Origin of the sequence: Sphingobacterium sp. PCS056, from assembly GCF_023273895.1 — a bacterium.
Classification (GTDB): Bacteria; Bacteroidota; Bacteroidia; order Sphingobacteriales; family Sphingobacteriaceae; genus Sphingobacterium.
Map to the genome: position 1 here is coordinate 2,471,567 of NZ_CP096883.1, position 18,134 is coordinate 2,489,700.

An 18,134-nucleotide genomic window follows, 5' to 3' on the forward strand; every position below is an offset into this window, starting at 1 on the left:
TTTTATAATATAGCTGAGAAAAGATGATTTTTTCTAACTAAATTTAAACATCTGTCAAAAAAGAGTAAATAGGAGGAGTTTTTTATCAAGTAAAATAGCTGTGTTATGAATTATTTAGAAGATGTTCAAAAATTGTTTTTGTACTATAAACATTTAGTTGACAGTACTATAAATCAATTAACTGATAGTCAGTTGTTTTGGCAGTATAATCAAGAGAGTAATAGTGTCGCGATATTGATTCAGCATATATCAGGAAATATGAAATCACGATTTACAGATTTTCTAACTTCGGATGGTGAAAAAGAATGGCGTAACCGAGATGCTGAGTTTGAGTTGGCTGATCAGGATAAAATGAGACTGTTGCATGAATGGGAGGAAGCTTGGAAAAACTTATTTGTCACGTTGAAAAATTTGCAGTTTGAAGACTTGGGTAAGACAATTTATATACGAAATCAAGGCCATACTGTTGTAGAGGCTATTAATAGGCAACTGTCACACTATCCCTATCATGTTGGACAGATTGTTATGTTAGGGAAGATGATGAAAGGGAATGATTGGCGCTCTCTATCTATCCCAAGAGGAGAGTCTGATGTATATAACTCGGTTAGATTCATACAATCAAAACGAACAGAACATTTTACAGATGAAATATTGCGCCATTTAGATGGCTAGTTAGTTAGTTAGTTAGTTAGTTAGTTAGTTAGTTAGTTAGTTAGTTAGTTAGTTGAAAAATGCCCCCAAAAAGAGTAAGAAACTCAATTTGGAGGCTGTAGTTGTTATTGTTTCGGGATTGGATTAACTGATTAAAGTAAAGTCAATTTGACGTTTGTCAAGATCAACTTTTTTAACTTTGATCTGTACTTCATCACCTAATTGATATTTCTTTTTCTTTCTTTGACCAATAATCGCAAAATTCTTTTCATCTAAGACATAAAAATCATCGTTAATATCTCGTAATCTAACCATACCTTCGCATTTATTCGTTTCGATTTCGACATACATTCCCCATTCAGTTACGCCAGATATAATTCCTGTATATTCAGTTCCAATTTGTTCTTGTAAAAATTCAGCTTGTTTATATTTAATAGAAGCACGTTCGGCTTCAGCAGCTTTCTTCTCCATCTGTGAAGCGTGCTCACACATTTTTTCATAATGGTCTACATTGATTTTATTACCACCATCTAAGTAATGTGCCAATAATCGGTGGACCATTACATCAGGGTATCGACGGATGGGGGAAGTGAAGTGCGTGTAATAATCAAAAGCAAGTCCATAATGACTTGTTCCTTTGGTCGTGTAGATCGCTTTTGCCATTGATCTTATTGCAAGAGAGGTAAGCATGTTTTGCTCCTTGCTACCTTCAATTTTTGTCATTAACGCATTTAATGATTTCGCGGTCTCTTTATCTGATTTTATAGTTAGCTTATGTCCAAATCGAGATGCAAATTGAGAAAATGTTGCTAGTGTCTCTGGATTGGGTACATCATGAAAACGATATACAAATGGTAATTTATTTTTACCCTTACCTTGTTTACCAATATATTCTGCTACTTTTCTATTCGCAAGAAGCATGAAATCTTCAATAAGTTTATGTGCATCTTTTCTCACCTTGGTGTAGACTCCCGTTGGCTTACCATTTTCATCCAAAGTGAACTTTACTTCTTCGCTTTCAAACGCAATTGCGCCATTTTTAAATTTGCGTTCTCGCAGAATATAGGCTAACTCGTTTAATTTTAGTATTTCTGCAGTAAAATCTCCTGATTTTGTTTCAATGACCTCTTGGGCTTCTTCATAAGAAAATCTCCGGTCGGAGTGAATGATAGTTCTTCCAAACCATTGGTTTACAATATTGGCTTTCTCATCGAGCTCAAAGACTGCAGAGAAACATAGTTTATCTTCATGTGGACGAAGTGAACAAACTCCATTGGAAAGTCTTTCAGGAAGCATTGGAATCACCCGGTCAACTAGATATACTGAGGTACCTCTTTCGTAGGCCTCTTTATCTAGTTCAGTGTCTGGGATGACAAAATGTGAGACGTCGGCGATGTGTACACCAATTTCATAATTGCCATTCTCAAGTTCTTGAAAAGATATCGCATCATCAAAGTCTTTTGCATCAACAGGATCAATGGTAAAAGTAGTAATATTTCTAAAATCTCTTCTTCTGGCAATCTCTTCTTTCGAATAGCTATCAGGCAGTGCATTTGCCTCTTCTTCGACTTTTGTCGGAAATTTTAAAGGAAATCCATAGTCGGCCAAGATGGCATTCATCTCCGTATTATTTTCTCCTTTTTTACCAAGAATTGTCTTTACTTTTCCAATAGGATTTTTTGCCCCTTGTGGCCAATCAATAATAGAGACGACTACCTTTTCACCATCTTTTGCACCTTCAAGGTTATCCAATGGAATGAAGATATCATGTAACATTTTGCGATCATCAGCAATGAAAAATGCGAAGTTCTGAGAAAGGTTGATGATACCGGTAAAATCTGTTTTTGCACGTTGGATGATTTCTACGACTTCACCTTCTTTTTTACGTCCTCTACTTTTTTCAAAAGTGTGCACTTTAACGATGTCTCCATGAAGAGCTTGTCGTAATTTTCTCGGCGCTACAAAGATGTCATTTTCGAATTCATCTTCAGGTATAATATAAGCAGATCCTTCGGCAGTCATATCGACTTTCCCAGTTACGTAAACTTTGAGTTGACGTAGCTTAAATTTTCCCTTTTCAACCTCTAAAAATGGACTATTTTTTGGGTGCTCAGTCAGGATATTGGCGATGGCTATTTTGGAATCGGAATCGTGAACATTCAATTTTGATGCGACTTGTTTATAGTTGAGGGGTTTGTTGTTTGACTTCTCAAAGATGTCGATGATGAGCTGTGTCAAAACCTCTTGGTATGGGTTTTCTTTTTTTGTCGTCATACGTGTTTTTTTTACTTTTTATTATGTTTTGAATAGGGGAGAGCCATATAGTTGATCTTGAAATTTGTGATCATAAATTATTGCTGTTTTGTTTCCCTGTATCACTTACAATATACACATATTAATCTGAAAAATGAGGCAATAGTATTTTGTTTGTTTCATGTTTTCTTTTGAGTATATTTTTAATTTGCTTTAGCTTTGTTATATTGTTGATAAATAGGTATTTATATTTGTTTTTGCTTAATTATTCTGATGAAGAAATTTTTCGGACGTTTGTATTTATACTTTAAGCTGATCTTTTTATATTTTGCTAAAATATAAGGTGTAACAAAATTATTTAATGTAGTTTCTTAATAACCTTTTAATGAGTGGTTTATTTTTTTAATTGCTAAATTTTAGCATTTAAATATATTAAATAATTAGCTTTGATCATTGCTATAAATTAGAGGAAAATGATATTTCCATAAGGAAAGTAAAACCAGCAAATACCATCGATTTGGAAGCAGTATCGTGTTTAGTTTTCCGTGCAATGATCACAGAGCCCAAGTGCATTTATAGCTACTGTTTCTAGTTTGTAACCTTGTGGAAGATTAAATTTTGGAAGATTGATTTCTTCCATACAATAGACAGAATTACACCGCCTGCAGATGAAATGAACATGTTGATCGTGGTGATTATGTTCGGAACAATTTGTGGAACAAAGGGCATAAGTTGCCGTTCCATTGAGATCAAAAATTTTATGCAATATACCCTTCTCTTCAAAAGAAGCTAGTACACGGTATAGCGTAACCCGATCAATTTCTTTACCAATTAATTTTTCCAATTCTGGTTGTGAAATTGCTGATTTCTTAGTCGATATTGTTTCTAAAGTTCGGAGTCTAGGTTGCGTTACTTTTAAATGATATTGCTTTAGCAAAGCTGTAAAATCGACAGGCTCAAGTACTGCTTTTTCATGTTGTTGATCTTTACTCATAATACAAAAATACATCATTATTCCTATATAAAAAAACGGTCAAAAAACAAGTTTATGTTACTTGCTTTTTGACCGTTTTATAAAAATGCTTTATCTCAAATTATTTACCCGCAGCTTTGGCGTGATCAGCTAAGAAAGTAGCAAGACCGCTATCTGTTAAAGGGTGTTTCAATAAAGCAGTGATAGCTGATAATGGGCCAGTCATAACATCAGCTCCAATTTTAGCACAACCTAAAATATGTGCACTATTACGTACTGATGCTGCTAAGATTTGTGTAGGGAAACTATAATTATCGTAGATCAAACGGATCTCTTCAATAAGCCCTAGGCCATCTGTCGAAATGTCATCTAAACGTCCGATGAAAGGTGAAACATAAGTTGCTCCAGCTTTTGCAGCTAGTAATGCTTGACCAGCAGAGAAAACCAAAGTACAATTTGTTTTGATTCCTTTTTTACTGAAATATTTAATTGCTTTAATACCATCTTTGATCATTGGAACTTTAACAACAATCTTGTCATCTAGTTTTGCAAGCGCCTCTCCTTCTTTGATCATTTCTTCGTAATTTGTAGAAATTACCTCTGCACTTACATCCCCATCTACGATAGCACATATGGCTTTGTAATGATTGATTACATTTTCGTCACCACTAATTCCTTCTTTGGCCATTAAACTTGGGTTTGTTGTTACCCCATCTAATACACCTAAATCTTGTGCTTCTTTGATTTGCTCTAAGTTTGCTGTGTCAATAAAAAATTTCATCTCGTATTGAATTGATTGTTAATTGTTTGGTTTATTTACCTTTAAGGGGCAAAGTTATCGATTAAAATTCACTAATCTTGTGCTGAATTGAAATTACTGCACAAATATTGCTTAATATGAACTGTTCATAATAGCTTACCATTTTCATTTACTTCTATTACATGTTGATATGCAGATATTTCGTTCTCTTGAATACCCGAATTTTCGATTACATATAATCGGTCAAGCGATTTCATTGATGGGGACGTGGATGCAGCGTGTTGCCATTAGTTGGTTGGTATATAAATTAACGGACTCTGTATTTTGGCTAGGTTTTGTTTCATTTATATCGTTGCTTCCTTCTTTAGTATTATCACCTTTTATAGGAAGCTTTGTCGATAAGCACAAGAAATATAGGCTTGTGTTTATGACTCAGATAGGTTTGATGATCCAAGCAGGGATTCTCACATTATTGGTATATCTAAAAATGGAAACGGTTTTATGGCTATCTATTTTGGGATTTGCACAGGGGGTAATCAATGCATTTGATGTATTAGGAAGACAATCACTGATGGTACATCTAGTTGATAATAGAAAAGATTTACCTAATGCTATCGCACTTAACTCTTCTATATTCAATGCTGCGCGTATGGTCGGTCCAGCTATAGGAGGGATCCTTTTGAGCACTTATGGAGAAATGATGTGTTTTAGTAGCAATTTTTTGAGTTTTATACCTGTTCTGATTACGCTATGGATGATGAATGTGACTGAAAATACTGCTAGTTTAAGTAAAGGAAGCAATTGGCAAGGATTAGTTGAGGGTTTTTTCTATTTGAAGCGATCTCCACATATTTTTTCGCTCATCATTGTCATGACTTTTTCAAGTCTATTGGTCATTCCGTATACCTCGTTGCTGCCTGCTGTAGCCAAGGAGATGTTCCATGGTGATGCAGGTACCTTTTCCTGGTTTGAAAGCGCTGCAGGTCTTGGCGCAATGATTGGCGCGATTAATATGGCCAGATTGAAGTCGGGTACAAATATGCGCTATCAAGTAATGGGTGCAGCCTTATTAATGGGTGCGGCTTTATTCTTATTAGGTCATTCCTCTGTGTTGGTTTTGGCTTTAGTCTATACAGCAGTCGTTTCTTTTGCTATGATGATGCAGAACTCTAGTATCAACACTTATATACAGACGCATGCGATGCCCATGTACCGAGCTCGAGCAATATCATATTATGTGATGGCATTTCAAGGTGTTTTTCCAATAGGAAGTTTACTAATAGGAGCATTAGCAAGCTATTTTGGGTTGCGAAGTGTTTTATATTTTATGGGCGGAGCAGGAATACTGATTGCTATAGCTTACTATTTGTATTTAAGGATGCATATCCATAAAAGACTATTTAAGTTTTAACCTTCTTTTAAGCAGTTTGAGCGTCTTCTTTTTATAATCAATCACAGCACCATAACGAGCTAAAATGTCTCCTCCTAACACTCCAATTACAGGTTGTAAATTCATCTGTTCATAGGCATAGTTGATTGAGCTCAGGTCTAGTACAGCAGCTTTGTAGTTTTTGATGGTCCAGTCCTGCATACTAAGATGCGGTATATGGATCAAAAAACTTTGCATGGTATTAGTGCCCAATCCAGATGAAAGTGTATCTGTACTTTCCAATTGAAATTGATCCGAATGTATAGTTTCCAATTGATTTTTATCAAATACAGTCTTTGAAGCTCCAGTATCCAGGACCATGAGATGAGCAGTATTGAATAATGTAACTTCAACTAGGATATGAGTACCTTGTTCTTGTAATTGTAAAAGCCTTAGTGGGATAATTGCCATATTTCAAACATAGAAAAAATATATGCTTACCGAAAGGATAAATTATATTTTTAACATAATTATTATACCTGATCTAAGGTTCGCCTAAGTGCGGTTGGGTTATTCAGGTTTTTAAATTGAGTCGGTGTAAGACCTGTATTTTTTTTAAATTGGTTGCTGAGATAAGCAGTACTCGAATAATTGAGTTTTTCCGCGATCTCCGCCAAAGTTAGTTCGTCATAAATTAACAACTCTTTGATGTATTCTATCTTTTGAAAAATAGCATATTTTTCAATACTCGTTCCGCTTACAGATGAAAATAATGCACTCAGAGTACTATATTCCAGAAATAGGTTATCACATAATATCTCTGAAAGGTTTCTATTTAAATATTGGTATGGCTGACGTGTGTAATCGATGATCACTAGTTTTATTTTCTCAATAACACGCGTGTTTTTATCATCTATCAATTCAAATCCAATAGCATGCAAGCTTTCTTGTATATGTTCGCGTTGTGCGGGTTTCAAGGTTCCTTCTAAAGTAACGACACCTAATTGAAGATCACTATAAGGGATATGCAACTCTTTAAATATATTTTCTACAGCCATCTTGCATCTATTGCAGACCATATTTTTAATAAAGAGTTGCATATAATTTTTTATAAAACGTTAATTTCTTTTAATACATTATTCATATTGCGGACCGCCTCAGCACTTTTATGTAATTTTTGCTTTTCCCCTTCCGACAAGTTCAAAGGTACGATTTTATCCCAACCATTTTTATTAATGATAACAGGGACACCTAAAGTGATATCTGATAGTCCAAATTCTCCATCTAAAAATACACTAGCTGTGAAGAGTTTATTTTGATCACGAACAATACTCTCGACGACAGCTGCAGTTGCTGCTCCTGGAGCATACCAAGCCGATGTACCAATTAAAGCTGTCAATGTAGCACCTCCTACCATTGTTTTTTGTACGATTTCATCTTGCTCGTCTTCGTTCAAAAAATCACTTACAGGAATACTGTTCCAAGTAGCATGTTTGATCAGCGGAATCATTGTAGTATCGCCATGACCACCTATAACAATTGCATTAAGGTCCCCTGCAGAAGCATTTAATTTATCACTTAATTGATATTTGAATCGAGCAGAATCCAGTGTTCCGCCCATACCGATAATTCTATTCTTAGGCAGGCCAGAACTTTGTAGGGCAAGATAAGTCATTGTATCCATAGGATTAGAAACGATCACAATAATGATATCTGGTGAATGTTTAACCAAATTATCGACAACCGTTTTAACAATATTAGCATTCGTACCAATTAACTCTTCTCTAGTCATTCCAGGTTTTCTAGGAATTCCAGATGTAATAACCGCCACTGTCGAACCAGCTGTAGCACTGTAGTCATTGGTAACGCCTTTAATTTTAGAATCAAAACCTAATAAGGCAGCAGTCTGTGACATATCTTGTGCTTTACCTTCTGCAAAACCCTCTTTAATATCTAAAAGTATGATTTCTTCAGCAACTTCTCTTCTCATTAAATTATCTGCAGTGGTCGCTCCAACTGCTCCTGCACCAACTATTGTAACTTTCATAAGCTTATTAATTTTGGTCCTTAGACATTAATTTTTCTTTGAATTTACTCATTAAATGGTAGGAATACAATTAAGTTTTATAAAAAGTAATTCTAAATAAAAAGGGAGAAACTTTCGTTCTCCCTTTTTATTTAGAATGGATAGCCAATCGCTAAATTGAACATTAAATTGTTCTTGCGCCACTGACTACTTCCCAAATCGATATCTTTAAATACCCACCGATCTCCTTTTTCTAAGTAGGGGACACGCAATGGAATTGCAAAATCTGTTCTTAAAATTAAAAAAGTAAAGTCAAATCTTAAACCTAGTCCACCGCCAACAGCCAATTCTGTTAGGAAATCCTTACTAAACTTCGCCCCTGGTTTTTCATCATCCGTATTTTGCAACCACACATTACCGGCGTCAATAAACGCTGCCCAGTGTACAAATCCTGCAAGTTTAGCACGATATTCAGTGTTGAGTTCCAATTTAATATCACCCGTTTGATCCGCATAAAATTTGTCCGTACCAATATTCTGAGGTTTCAACGTTCCAGGACCGATTGCACGTGCTGCAAATGCTCGGATACTATTAGGACCACCCACATAATATTGTTTTAAATAGGGCAGTGCACGTGAGTTTCCATAGGAATAACTTAAACCCACACTAACGCGAGAAGCCAATTGCGAATTTTCACTCAATTTGAGATAGTGTCTACCATCACCACTTATTTTAATATATTGAGAAAAGTAAGCGTTAAATAATTTAAAAGTCTTCCCTTCGTTATAATTAGCACCCTTGAGCAATCCCAAAACGTTACCTGATAAATCCAAATTTCCTTTAAAATAAAAAGTGTTCTTTAAAGTTTTATTCATCGTGTTTGACAAGGTGAAATTGTAGTTTGGACCAATGGTGAATTGCGGCTCAATAGCATGTCTTAACGTAGGCACAGTATCCAATTGAGCTTTATATTCATCAGACACACGACTAGGTTGTACATAAGTGATTTCTAATAATCCTAGATCATGTTGTTTTTCTTGTGATTCTTGCCAAATATAACCGTAGTCGAGTTTGAGTGATCGTAAAGTATACGCTTTGGTTCTATTCAAGAATTCAAACCCTGTTTTAATATATGTTTTTGGTATGTACCTACGACTCGGATCTATTTTAAAAGGTGACAGGATACGCGGTAGTGTCAAGGTCAGATCAGCTCCATAGCGATAATAGCTCGAATTTAAGCTAACACTTCCGCCCGTCTGTGTTTCATAACCACCAAATACATTGAGACTAAGTAATTCAGCTCCTCTAAAGGCATTGTGCAATTGCCAGTTTACATTAAGCTCCGTACCATTATAAACGGATGCCATTTTACCCAAAAGCTCCACCCGAATTGATTTTTTAGGAAGAGGAGTAAGGTAGTAGTAAACATCTAATCCATTTTTAACATCCTTACTATCTACAAAATTGTTTTTAACAAATTTGAAACTGTTTAAATTGACAAGATGACTGATCGTCTTGTTATGTGCATCACGGTTATAAAGATCCCCTTTTCTGAAGAAAATATGATTCGCAAGAACGGGTTTTCTAAAGGTGTTTTGCCTATCTATAAAATAATACGAACTATCAAATAGTTCGGCATTACGAGGTGCACGCTGATAACCTGTTCCGGCATCTGTATAATTTGGATAGATGTATATATTATTAATTTTCGATGGCGCTTTGGCAATTTCTGGTGTTTCAGGCTTCAGGGTTACATACAAATTTACTTTATTGTTTCCAATGGTGCTATCCACTTGTACCAGTAAATAATCAGGACTGAAATAATAGTAACCAATCTTTTTGAGTTCATTGTCTATTCGGTCGCGTTCGTTTAATATATCATCAAGATCATAATGTTTACCCACTATTAAGAGTGATTTTTCACGTGATTGCAATATATCTTGACCAAGCTGAGTGGTGCTATCCACGTCAAATTTGACTGATTTTATTCGGTAGATTAAATTGGTTGTAGCAATATAGTGAATAGTCGCTTCTTTATCTTTAATGGTTGTATCAGATTTAACCTCAGCATTAAAAAAACCGATATTTTCTAGTCGATTCCGAAGTAAATTCTCATTGTATTCTCGGTTAACATCACTTAACAGAACCGGCTCTTCCCCCATTTTTTTCAATTGCTTCTTTATGAAATTTCTTCCAACTGAATCACCAGCCATATTATTGAAAGCTAGTTTATAACGCCATCCAAATAATGATTTATTAGGTTTTGGCATAAGCACTTGTTCCAAATGTGTCGCTAATATCTTTTTTTGTTCTTTAGGAATAGTATCTGATTCAATATCAACATGACCGTCCACATATAAGGATTCACCTTCTTTTAGATTTTTAGTTGTTGAACAAGAAGCAATGAAGAGCCCCAATAATAAAACAAAAGCTATAAATTGATTACTATTTTTCATTCTTCTCCCTTTCTTCATTTCTGATCACTTTTTGTCCAATTGTGTCTGCTTTCTGATTTGTTGAATCAGTTTTATTGTTTGAATCCGTTTTTTGTATTTTTTGCTTTTGATTATTGTAGCGTTCCTTATATTTTTTAGGATCGTTGCGCATAATGCTATCACGTATCACATACCTGACGCTATCACGATAAACAGAATCTGTTTCCATCCGCTCTACATCAAAACGTTTTCTAAAACTTTTGCTGCCAGAATTATATTCGTTAAGCTTCTTAGAATTCATCCAAATTTCTTTGAATTTATTATAGCTCATATTGATGATAAATCCAATACCAGTTTCTACATATTGTCCCTGAAGGGTTACTTGATACTGATTTTTACGATATACCCTTGCAAAATATCTTCCATCAGGAGATAATTGATAGTCCAAACTAATATCTCCAGCAATATTAGCAGCCTGTTCTCCAGGTCTTGAATTACCTTCAACCTCAAAGTTTGAACCAATCGTTATCTTCAATCGATCATTGAATAACATTTTTGAAACCCCAATATTTAAGTCAGTGCGTGTTTCTCCTACTCCGGTGGTGAAATCTTGTTCTGATTGTAAGTCAAAATCTAATTCCACACCTTTTATAAGATCTGATGCCAAGCGATTTAGTTGTGAGGTAAGTAACGAACTAACGCTATTTCGAGCCATGGATTCAACACCACCTCCACCAGATAAACTTTCAAATGGATTGGAAGCCATAAACCGACCTAGCACAATCAAAGAAAAAACTTGCTTATTGATTTCTGAAGGATCTGTACGAAGCTGTGCAAGAGCATTATTGACTTTACTTACAACATCTTGAGAGGCGATTGCATTATTTTCATCCAAATCAATATCAAATCCCAATTTAGGCTCAAAAAGTTGTTCTGTAATCAATAGATTCACATTAAAAGGAACACGTTGTTTGTAAAGATTAGCGTTCTCCGCACCCAGCTGCGTCTGTACGAGTTCTAGGGTAGGAGCTTTTACTTTATACACGGCAGTAATATCCAATCTTGCATCTAAAGGATCACCAGCCCAAGTAATTGTGCTACCTTCTTTAAATAAGAATTCACGTTTAACAGGTCCAAATGAGAAGGAGTAGCTACCTTTTTCAACCGTATATGTTCCTGACATAGTGATTTTATTACTTGCATCAATTCCAGCATTTAATTCTGCCTCCCCTTGAATATTTAGGGCGTCTTGAGAACCTTCATCTAAAATGACTTTAAATTTAGCATTTTTATCCGTTTGTAAATTTAATGTAACATCTATACCTGTAAGCTTAGTGGTGGTTAATGAATCTAATTTAGCAAATACATTAGTCCTTGTCGTATCACTTTTATCCACAAATTCTACCACTCCTTTTCTTTCTACCATTCCAGGCTCATCATTTGGCATAATGAATACAAAATCAGTTTTGTCTTGGACTTTAATATTTCCATCAACAACAGGTTTATCCAGCGTGCCACGTATTCTTAAGTCCGAAGAAACATACATTTTACCAAAAAATAGATCATTATCTTGTCGCGTAGAATTCACGACTTCAAAATTATCTGTTTTAAGATTTAAATTAAAATCATAATCGATGTAGTTTTGAGTTAGAATGGTGCCATTCATAGTACCACTATTTCCTTTCTTATCTTTTATGTTGAAATCCGATAATGTAATGCCTCTATTATTAAAGGCAATTTTTTCGTTATCAATAAAGAATGCCGCATTTAGCATAGCAACATTAAACTCTGCTTTATTAAAGTTCAAATCACCATTGATGGCGGGTTTATCGGTAGTTCCTGAAATTTTTAATTGTCCCTCAACATCTCCCTTTGATTCTTTTAAATAACCAAAACTAAATGCTTGGATGGTTTTCATCTTTAAAGGGGCGATGTTTAGAACAGCATCAAATGTTGCTGCCCCTTTTGGAGGACTTATAAATTCACCGATTAAACTGACGTTATTACCATTTTCAGTAATACTCACATTTGCTGCATATGTATTTTCTTTTTCATTATTTACTTTAATATTGACATTACCAATTGTATCTGTCCCTAAGTAAAATTTATCAATGCCAATGTCAGAAACAAAAACAGGACTGCTTTCCAGACGCGAAATAGTTGCTTGTCCATTAATACCCCCGCCTAAATTCATATCATCTGCAGCGACCATTTTACTGAGAGTTTCAATTCTAAAATTTTTGAAAACGAGATCAATAGGCGAGTTTAGAACACTATCTTGTGATTTAATTTCTAATAATTGTCCGTTGTTTTCAAGGACGAAGTTATGTGCTTGAATACCAGCATTTCCAAATGAAATAACATTTGTACTATCGACATTCCATTTTTCATAGTTTAACATCAGCCCATTTTCAAGTAAGCTAAAGAGAAAGTTTCCACGGTCGACTTTCATATTAGCACCTAAATGATATTGTTCCTTATCTTGTTTATCCTTAATCCAAAGACCAAAATCAAGGTTGTTTTTAATGACCTTACCACTGAAAACAGTATTGATCAATTCAATGTTACTTACTTTAATCTTATTGATAAGAGCTGAATAGTACATTGTGCTGTCAACTGTTGTTAAATCTAGAGATACGCTATTGATATCCGTACCTGCATAAACAATTTTTGGAGCATTGAGTTTAGCTTGGATCAATTTATTCTTACTGTCAAACATACCGTCCAGAGTAATGTCTTTCATCTCAGTAAGATCTGGTAGAAAATCTTTAATAAATTTGGTTCTAGTCAACTGTGCCGAAAATTCGAATCGCTGATCTTCATATTTTGGGAGAACAACTGGTGCACCAGGTTGGTAATAAACATGTGCGATATCCTGGATAGCAGTGCCTAACTCCATTAATTTATATTTACCGACTAAATGGGCATTCAAAAATGCTGATTTCAGCATCAAGAGATTGGAACTAGTGTCCGATTTCGCAATCAGCGATATACTATCAACACTATAGCGATCATTATTATAAGCAATAGAAGAATTGATGATATGTGCTTCCCCATTTAAATAATTTGGATCGGCAGTTTCAAAATTTCCAACCATTTTACCATGATAACGAAAGTCATCATCCATCAATTTTAAATTTTGAAGATTGACACTATCCACCATCAATTCAAAATTAACTTTTGGATATTTTTGACTCATATCGGCCGTAGCATTTAAATTAAATTTGATATTAGGATCAATACTAGTAATATTTGCTTTAATATCTCCTGAATTGGCATTCATGTTCATGTCGATATTATGATAACGGTATCCAAGTGCATCCAATTGAATGAGTTTGCCATCTACGTTAGCAATGGCTTTCTTAGGATCAAGTCCGTGACCTTTTACATTGGCTTCAAAGGATAATATACCTAATACAGAATCTTGCTTTAAAATCTTTCCGATATCAAAGTCCTTAATAGATACAAAAGCATCATATGTCGTATCACGCTTTGAAATATCAAATTTACCATTGACTTTGGCTGTTCCTTTTTCTGTGAGCAATGCCAAGTTGGTATTGAATGATTGCATTCCACCCTTAAATGTTCCCGTTAATCCAATCGCGTTTGGAAGCTCAAGGTTTTTAGGGAAGAGCGATTTCGCAACGAGTTGCTCAATATCTGATCGTCCAGTAGTGAATTTTTTAAGGGTAAGGTCTATGGACATCTTGTCTACATCAGGAAGTCCCTTAATTCGGGCACTGGCAATTACTTTTGTGTTCGATAATGTACTGAAATCTAAGTGTGGGATATTGAGATCATTCAATCTTCCTATAACTTTTCCGTCGATGTTGAACTTTTTATTCATTAATGGATGCATGATCTCCATCGTATCCAAAAAAGGAGCAAAATAATAAATATCGCGCATATCAACGTGACTCTTTTTTATATTGGCATTGACAGTAAGTAATTCTGGTTTCTCTGCTATTGCTTCCAGAGAGGGATATGATATCTTAATATAATCTTGTAATAATGTTTTGGCAGTTGCTGCATATAGATTTTTGATTTCAGCACCAGTATTGGTATAGATGAAATCACCTTTTAAGCTTTTAATTTCGAAACCAGAGTGATCCTTTGCTGTTAAGGATTTTAAAGATCCACTAATCGAGTCTGCACTGTAAAATAAGTCCGTCATTGCAGTATTAATCGCGGGAACTTTGATGTTAAAATAATCAAATCCCTTCATGCGAGCCTGATTATCATCTTTATACCAAACATTGGTATTATTGATGTTGATATCAGAAACAGATACAACCCAATTTACTTTAGTAGGAGGTGATGACGCAGTATTTTTATCCGATACAGGTAAAGTTTTTTTTGCTATTTTATCAAAAAAAACTTGTGAATCAGATCCTTCCAAACTTATTTTTTTTATATCGACAATTTCCTTATTAAGATCAATATTGTTGATATCAGCATATAGTTTTTGAATCGAAAACTTTGTTCTCAATTTGGATGATTTATCCTCATAGTGAACATTTATGTTTCTCAAATCAGCGATGTTAATACCAATATCAGGTAAAAGAGAAGTCGCAATAGTTGTGGGATCTGTAATTCCAAAATCCTCAACACTGGGGCCGTCTCCTTCTTCTGTAGGATTCCATTGTGTTATGATAGCACCCAGACCATCAATATTAATTTTTGGCATGTCAAATGCCATATTTTTCGTTAGGTCAAATTTCTTGATGCGTGTGTCAAAATGTTTTAAATAGACATCGGCATTTGTACCAATGACATCATCTGCATAAACGATATGAAAACGGTCAAATATGACTTTATCCATGTTAAACACCATTGCTGAGGTAGTATCGGATTTTGCTTTGGACGGTTCAGGGCTAGCAAATGCTTTAATTATGTAATCAAAGTTGAAACTGCTATCAGGCATAGATCTATGAATTTTTGCTGTTATACCTGTGGCCTCCAATTGTTGAATCTCGACTGTGCTTTTAAGCAATTTTATCATATTGATCTCGACCTTTATGGCTTCTCCGGCAACTAAGGTATCCTTAGACTGATCTTCAAGATAAATATTCTCTAAAACAAGTTTTTTAGGAAATTCTATGTTAACACGCCCTATACGGACAGGAGTTCCTATCTTTCCTTCCACATAAGTAGTTACTTTTCCCGCAATATAAGTTTGCACAGAAGGAAGTCGTATTAAAAAAATAATGAGAAGTATGAGTCCTATTACAGATCCAATGATCCATAATAGGGTCTTTAATGCGATACGGCTAAATTTATTCAAAATATATTCTAGTCTTTGTAAACCCCTAAATTTAATATTATAACGTAAAACAAGTAAATATGTTTATACTGTGCTCATTATTTTATAAACTTTTATGGTTGCTTGATATGATAATATCCCCCCTCTAATAGTTGAAGGAGGTCAATTTTGCAATATTAGCGATATTAAACAAAAATAATGCCTTAATTTTACAAAAATAGCATACTATTATCGCGGTTTTAGCAAGATTGATAATTAATTTTTTTCTGTGTATATTCGTTAAAATCAACATTAAACAAATGGAAAGAAAAAAATTTTTAAGTTCATTGGCGATAGCAGGCGTCGGTGGCACTATATTCACATCATGCTTAAATTCTGAAGATAAATTACAAAAAGAAAATACAGGTACAGGTTTTTATGATGGATTTATTTTTCATAGTGTCTATTTTTGGCTAAAAGATGGGATTAGTAAAGAAGAAGAAAAGGATTTTTTTAATTTTTTTGAAATTTTAAAAAAAGTGCCGGGAGTTGAATCTTGTCATATTGGAAAACCAGCCGCTACAAATCCAAGACCAGTTGTAGATAATACTTTTTCATACCATATTATGCTCACTTTTGCCAATATTGAAGCAATAACAAAATATGAAACACATCCAGATCATTTAGCAGGTATTGATCAATATAGTAAGTATTGGAATAAAGTGGAAGTAAAAGATACTCTACTAGGAGAGTAGTTCGTTTAAGTAGTTTATGGAGAACTTAATAGTTCTCCATAAACTACTTAACTTCGATATGCTGGGAAGTATCTGGTTTGTCTTGATCATCTTTATCCTTCCTTTCGACGGTTATCGTACACTCTGTTAGTAATGCTGCCATTGCTCCGACTGCTGCAAATATGGGGGCAAATATGAGTCCGATAGCACCCACTGTAACAGGAAAACTCATTATTTCTTTCCCTGATTTATCAGAAATACTGATCTTCGTTACGTTTCCATCAGCAATGAGTTCTTTAATCTTCTTTAATAGATTTTCACCAGTAATCGAAAATGTTTCTTTAATACTCATAATGTTTTGATTTTTAATTGATGACTTTTAAATATAACCATTTTTCATCAGTAATTATAGTGAAAATTTTAAAAGCGGTGTTCGCGTTTAAATTCATTAAATCTGGATTTATTTTTACCATCTACCCTTGATGCTACCGCCCATATTGCTGCGGGCAACCAACCGATAAGTGTACACTGCAAAATCAAACATAAAATTCCAGAAAAAATTTTCCCTCTTAAAAAAAAGGACAACCAGGGTAATAATACAGCTATTAAAATCATATCTTCTATTTTTAAACTTGTTCAAATATAAATTCTATTTTACTGGACATTCGCTGGTTTTAGGTAAGACTATTGAAAATATCGGCGAATACATGCTATTAAAAGGTAAAAGAAGTGTGCGATAATGGGCCATGATTTACTTCAATTCAATCAGCTCGCTTAAAATATGACCATCCCACCTATACTTGATTTGGCTTTTAGTCTCCATATAATTAGGCTCAACCAAATTGTCATCGATATTCTCAGCCTCTACTATTTTTTTATAAATCATCGTCGGATCGCCTTTATGTTCTGAAGGGAATAAAACTGTTTCGTCACGATAGAATACTCCTGCATCAGAAATGGTCATTTTACTTGGAAAATGAATGAGTTCTTGACCATTCCACGCAAAATAGTAATATTGGGTAGCTATCCCACATGCTTCACCTAAAAAAGCTGAACGATGAATATTTTTAATATTTTTTAACCCCATTGCTCCTAAGATCTTAGTATCGGTACCAGTTTGATCGTTTACTTCTGCTTGATATGAAGCGCGAGCAATGACTTTTTTTTCTCGATCAAAGACTTTGATCTCAGCATCATAGTAAGATGCTGAATTTTCTGTAGATGGTCTAAATTTTTTAAAACCATAAATGAATTGTTCGCCATCTTGATTTTGTATACTATTAAGAGCTAACAAACCTAGCCAGATGAAACCTTCTTTTTTAACATTATCTTTTACATAGCTTATTTTATGCCATGGAGCATAAAATCCTCTTACTGTACTACCATTGTATCCATCACTTTTAATTATAACCATTTTACCTTCTTGAAGAGAATCTACTAATTTAGATTTTGTATCTGCATATTCTCGAATATAAGCCATTTCAGCAAAGACATAAGTTGTGTCACCTTTTTGAAGATTCCATAAGTTATACTCTTCGTTTAAAGCATAAGCGGCAGGTTGCTCCTGTGCATGAATCAATAAAAATGCTAAGGAAGATATCAATACCGTGATTATTTTTTTCATTTTTTATTAACTAATTTTCAGTTGTAAAATTCATTTAGTGTGTAAAATCCCAATGTTAATTACAAAT

At 34.4% G+C, this 18,134-nt stretch carries 14 protein-coding genes; 3 read left to right on the plus strand and 11 right to left on the minus strand.

Annotation, left to right across the window (positions count from 1 at the left end; genetic code table 11):
* Positions 1 to 105 precede the first annotated feature (105 nt).
* Entirely contained in the window at positions 106 to 672 is a 567-nt protein-coding gene (locus MUB18_RS10290) for a DUF1572 family protein (RefSeq protein ID WP_248755840.1), read from the plus strand.
* 123 nt (positions 673 to 795) lie between these two features.
* On the opposite strand, the gene rnr is transcribed toward MUB18_RS10290, so the two are convergent.
* The 3 genes from rnr to fsa form a co-directional block, all read right to left on the minus strand.
* Complete coding sequence (rnr, locus tag MUB18_RS10295; protein WP_045753708.1) at positions 796 to 2,925, minus strand: ribonuclease R; 2,130 nt, start codon at positions 2,923 to 2,925, stop codon at positions 796 to 798.
* A 514-nt stretch (positions 2,926 to 3,439) separates the two neighbouring features.
* On the minus strand, positions 3,440 to 3,898 hold the full coding sequence (locus MUB18_RS10300; RefSeq protein ID WP_045753709.1) for a Fur family transcriptional regulator: 459 nt from the start codon (positions 3,896 to 3,898) through the stop codon (positions 3,440 to 3,442).
* A 100-nt stretch (positions 3,899 to 3,998) separates the two neighbouring features.
* The gene (fsa, locus tag MUB18_RS10305; RefSeq protein WP_021188478.1) at positions 3,999 to 4,658 is read right to left on the minus strand and encodes a fructose-6-phosphate aldolase; all 660 of its coding nucleotides are present in this window, start codon (positions 4,656 to 4,658) and stop codon (positions 3,999 to 4,001) included.
* Between the two features lie 169 nt (positions 4,659 to 4,827).
* Between fsa and MUB18_RS10310 the strand changes: the two genes are divergently transcribed.
* Positions 4,828 to 6,048 (plus strand): MFS transporter, encoded by a 1,221-nt coding sequence (locus MUB18_RS10310; protein ID WP_045753710.1) that lies wholly within the window; start codon positions 4,828 to 4,830, stop codon positions 6,046 to 6,048.
* Here MUB18_RS10310 and MUB18_RS10315 read toward each other — a convergent pair.
* The 5 genes from MUB18_RS10315 to MUB18_RS10335 all read right to left on the minus strand — a co-directional run bounded on the left by MUB18_RS10315 (position 6,034) and on the right by MUB18_RS10335 (position 15,751).
* The gene (locus MUB18_RS10315) at positions 6,034 to 6,477 is read right to left on the minus strand and encodes an aspartyl protease family protein (protein WP_045753711.1); all 444 of its coding nucleotides are present in this window, start codon (positions 6,475 to 6,477) and stop codon (positions 6,034 to 6,036) included. The two genes, MUB18_RS10310 and MUB18_RS10315, sit on opposite strands and share 15 nt — an antisense overlap.
* Positions 6,478 to 6,539: 62 nt before the next feature.
* Positions 6,540 to 7,085, minus strand: coding sequence for a helix-turn-helix domain-containing protein (locus MUB18_RS10320; protein WP_248755841.1), 546 nt, complete (start codon positions 7,083 to 7,085; stop codon positions 6,540 to 6,542).
* Between the two features lie 29 nt (positions 7,086 to 7,114).
* On the minus strand, positions 7,115 to 8,053 hold the full coding sequence (locus MUB18_RS10325; protein WP_248755842.1) for a malate dehydrogenase: 939 nt from the start codon (positions 8,051 to 8,053) through the stop codon (positions 7,115 to 7,117).
* A 131-nt stretch (positions 8,054 to 8,184) separates the two neighbouring features.
* Complete coding sequence (locus MUB18_RS10330) at positions 8,185 to 10,488, minus strand: BamA/TamA family outer membrane protein (protein ID WP_248755843.1); 2,304 nt, start codon at positions 10,486 to 10,488, stop codon at positions 8,185 to 8,187.
* The gene (locus tag MUB18_RS10335) at positions 10,478 to 15,751 is read right to left on the minus strand and encodes a translocation/assembly module TamB domain-containing protein (protein WP_248755844.1); all 5,274 of its coding nucleotides are present in this window, start codon (positions 15,749 to 15,751) and stop codon (positions 10,478 to 10,480) included. The genes MUB18_RS10330 and MUB18_RS10335 overlap by 11 nt, the downstream gene beginning before the upstream one ends.
* A gap of 278 nt (positions 15,752 to 16,029) precedes the next feature.
* On the opposite strand from MUB18_RS10335, the gene MUB18_RS10340 reads away from it, so the two are divergent.
* A complete protein-coding gene (locus MUB18_RS10340) occupies positions 16,030 to 16,464 on the plus strand; it encodes a Dabb family protein (protein ID WP_248755845.1) in 435 nt (144 codons plus the stop codon).
* Between the two features lie 43 nt (positions 16,465 to 16,507).
* On the opposite strand, the gene MUB18_RS10345 is transcribed toward MUB18_RS10340, so the two are convergent.
* The 3 genes from MUB18_RS10345 to MUB18_RS10355 form a co-directional block, all read right to left on the minus strand.
* Entirely contained in the window at positions 16,508 to 16,795 is a 288-nt protein-coding gene (locus MUB18_RS10345) for a DUF4342 domain-containing protein (RefSeq protein WP_248755846.1), read from the minus strand.
* 68 nt (positions 16,796 to 16,863) lie between these two features.
* A complete protein-coding gene (locus MUB18_RS10350) occupies positions 16,864 to 17,058 on the minus strand; it encodes a YqaE/Pmp3 family membrane protein (RefSeq protein WP_108159051.1) in 195 nt (64 codons plus the stop codon).
* Positions 17,059 to 17,194: 136 nt separating this feature from the next.
* The gene (locus MUB18_RS10355) at positions 17,195 to 18,067 is read right to left on the minus strand and encodes a hypothetical protein (protein ID WP_248755847.1); all 873 of its coding nucleotides are present in this window, start codon (positions 18,065 to 18,067) and stop codon (positions 17,195 to 17,197) included.
* Positions 18,068 to 18,134 lie beyond the last annotated feature (67 nt).

Coding starts and splice junctions, on each gene's coding strand:
- MUB18_RS10290 (WP_248755840.1), top strand. CDS start 106: ATGAATTATTTAGAAGATGTTCAAAAATTGTTTTTGTACTATAAACAT.
- rnr (WP_045753708.1), bottom strand. CDS start 2,925: ATGACGACAAAAAAAGAAAACCCATACCAAGAGGTTTTGACACAGCTC.
- MUB18_RS10300 (WP_045753709.1), bottom strand. CDS start 3,898: ATGAGTAAAGATCAACAACATGAAAAAGCAGTACTTGAGCCTGTCGAT.
- fsa (WP_021188478.1), bottom strand. CDS start 4,658: ATGAAATTTTTTATTGACACAGCAAACTTAGAGCAAATCAAAGAAGCA.
- MUB18_RS10310 (WP_045753710.1), top strand. CDS start 4,828: ATGCAGATATTTCGTTCTCTTGAATACCCGAATTTTCGATTACATATA.
- MUB18_RS10315 (WP_045753711.1), bottom strand. CDS start 6,477: ATGGCAATTATCCCACTAAGGCTTTTACAATTACAAGAACAAGGTACT.
- MUB18_RS10320 (WP_248755841.1), bottom strand. CDS start 7,085: ATGGTCTGCAATAGATGCAAGATGGCTGTAGAAAATATATTTAAAGAG.
- MUB18_RS10325 (WP_248755842.1), bottom strand. CDS start 8,053: ATGAAAGTTACAATAGTTGGTGCAGGAGCAGTTGGAGCGACCACTGCA.
- MUB18_RS10330 (WP_248755843.1), bottom strand. CDS start 10,488: ATGAAAAATAGTAATCAATTTATAGCTTTTGTTTTATTATTGGGGCTC.
- MUB18_RS10340 (WP_248755845.1), top strand. CDS start 16,030: ATGGAAAGAAAAAAATTTTTAAGTTCATTGGCGATAGCAGGCGTCGGT.
- MUB18_RS10345 (WP_248755846.1), bottom strand. CDS start 16,795: ATGAGTATTAAAGAAACATTTTCGATTACTGGTGAAAATCTATTAAAG.
- MUB18_RS10350 (WP_108159051.1), bottom strand. CDS start 17,058: ATGATTTTAATAGCTGTATTATTACCCTGGTTGTCCTTTTTTTTAAGA.
- MUB18_RS10355 (WP_248755847.1), bottom strand. CDS start 18,067: ATGAAAAAAATAATCACGGTATTGATATCTTCCTTAGCATTTTTATTG.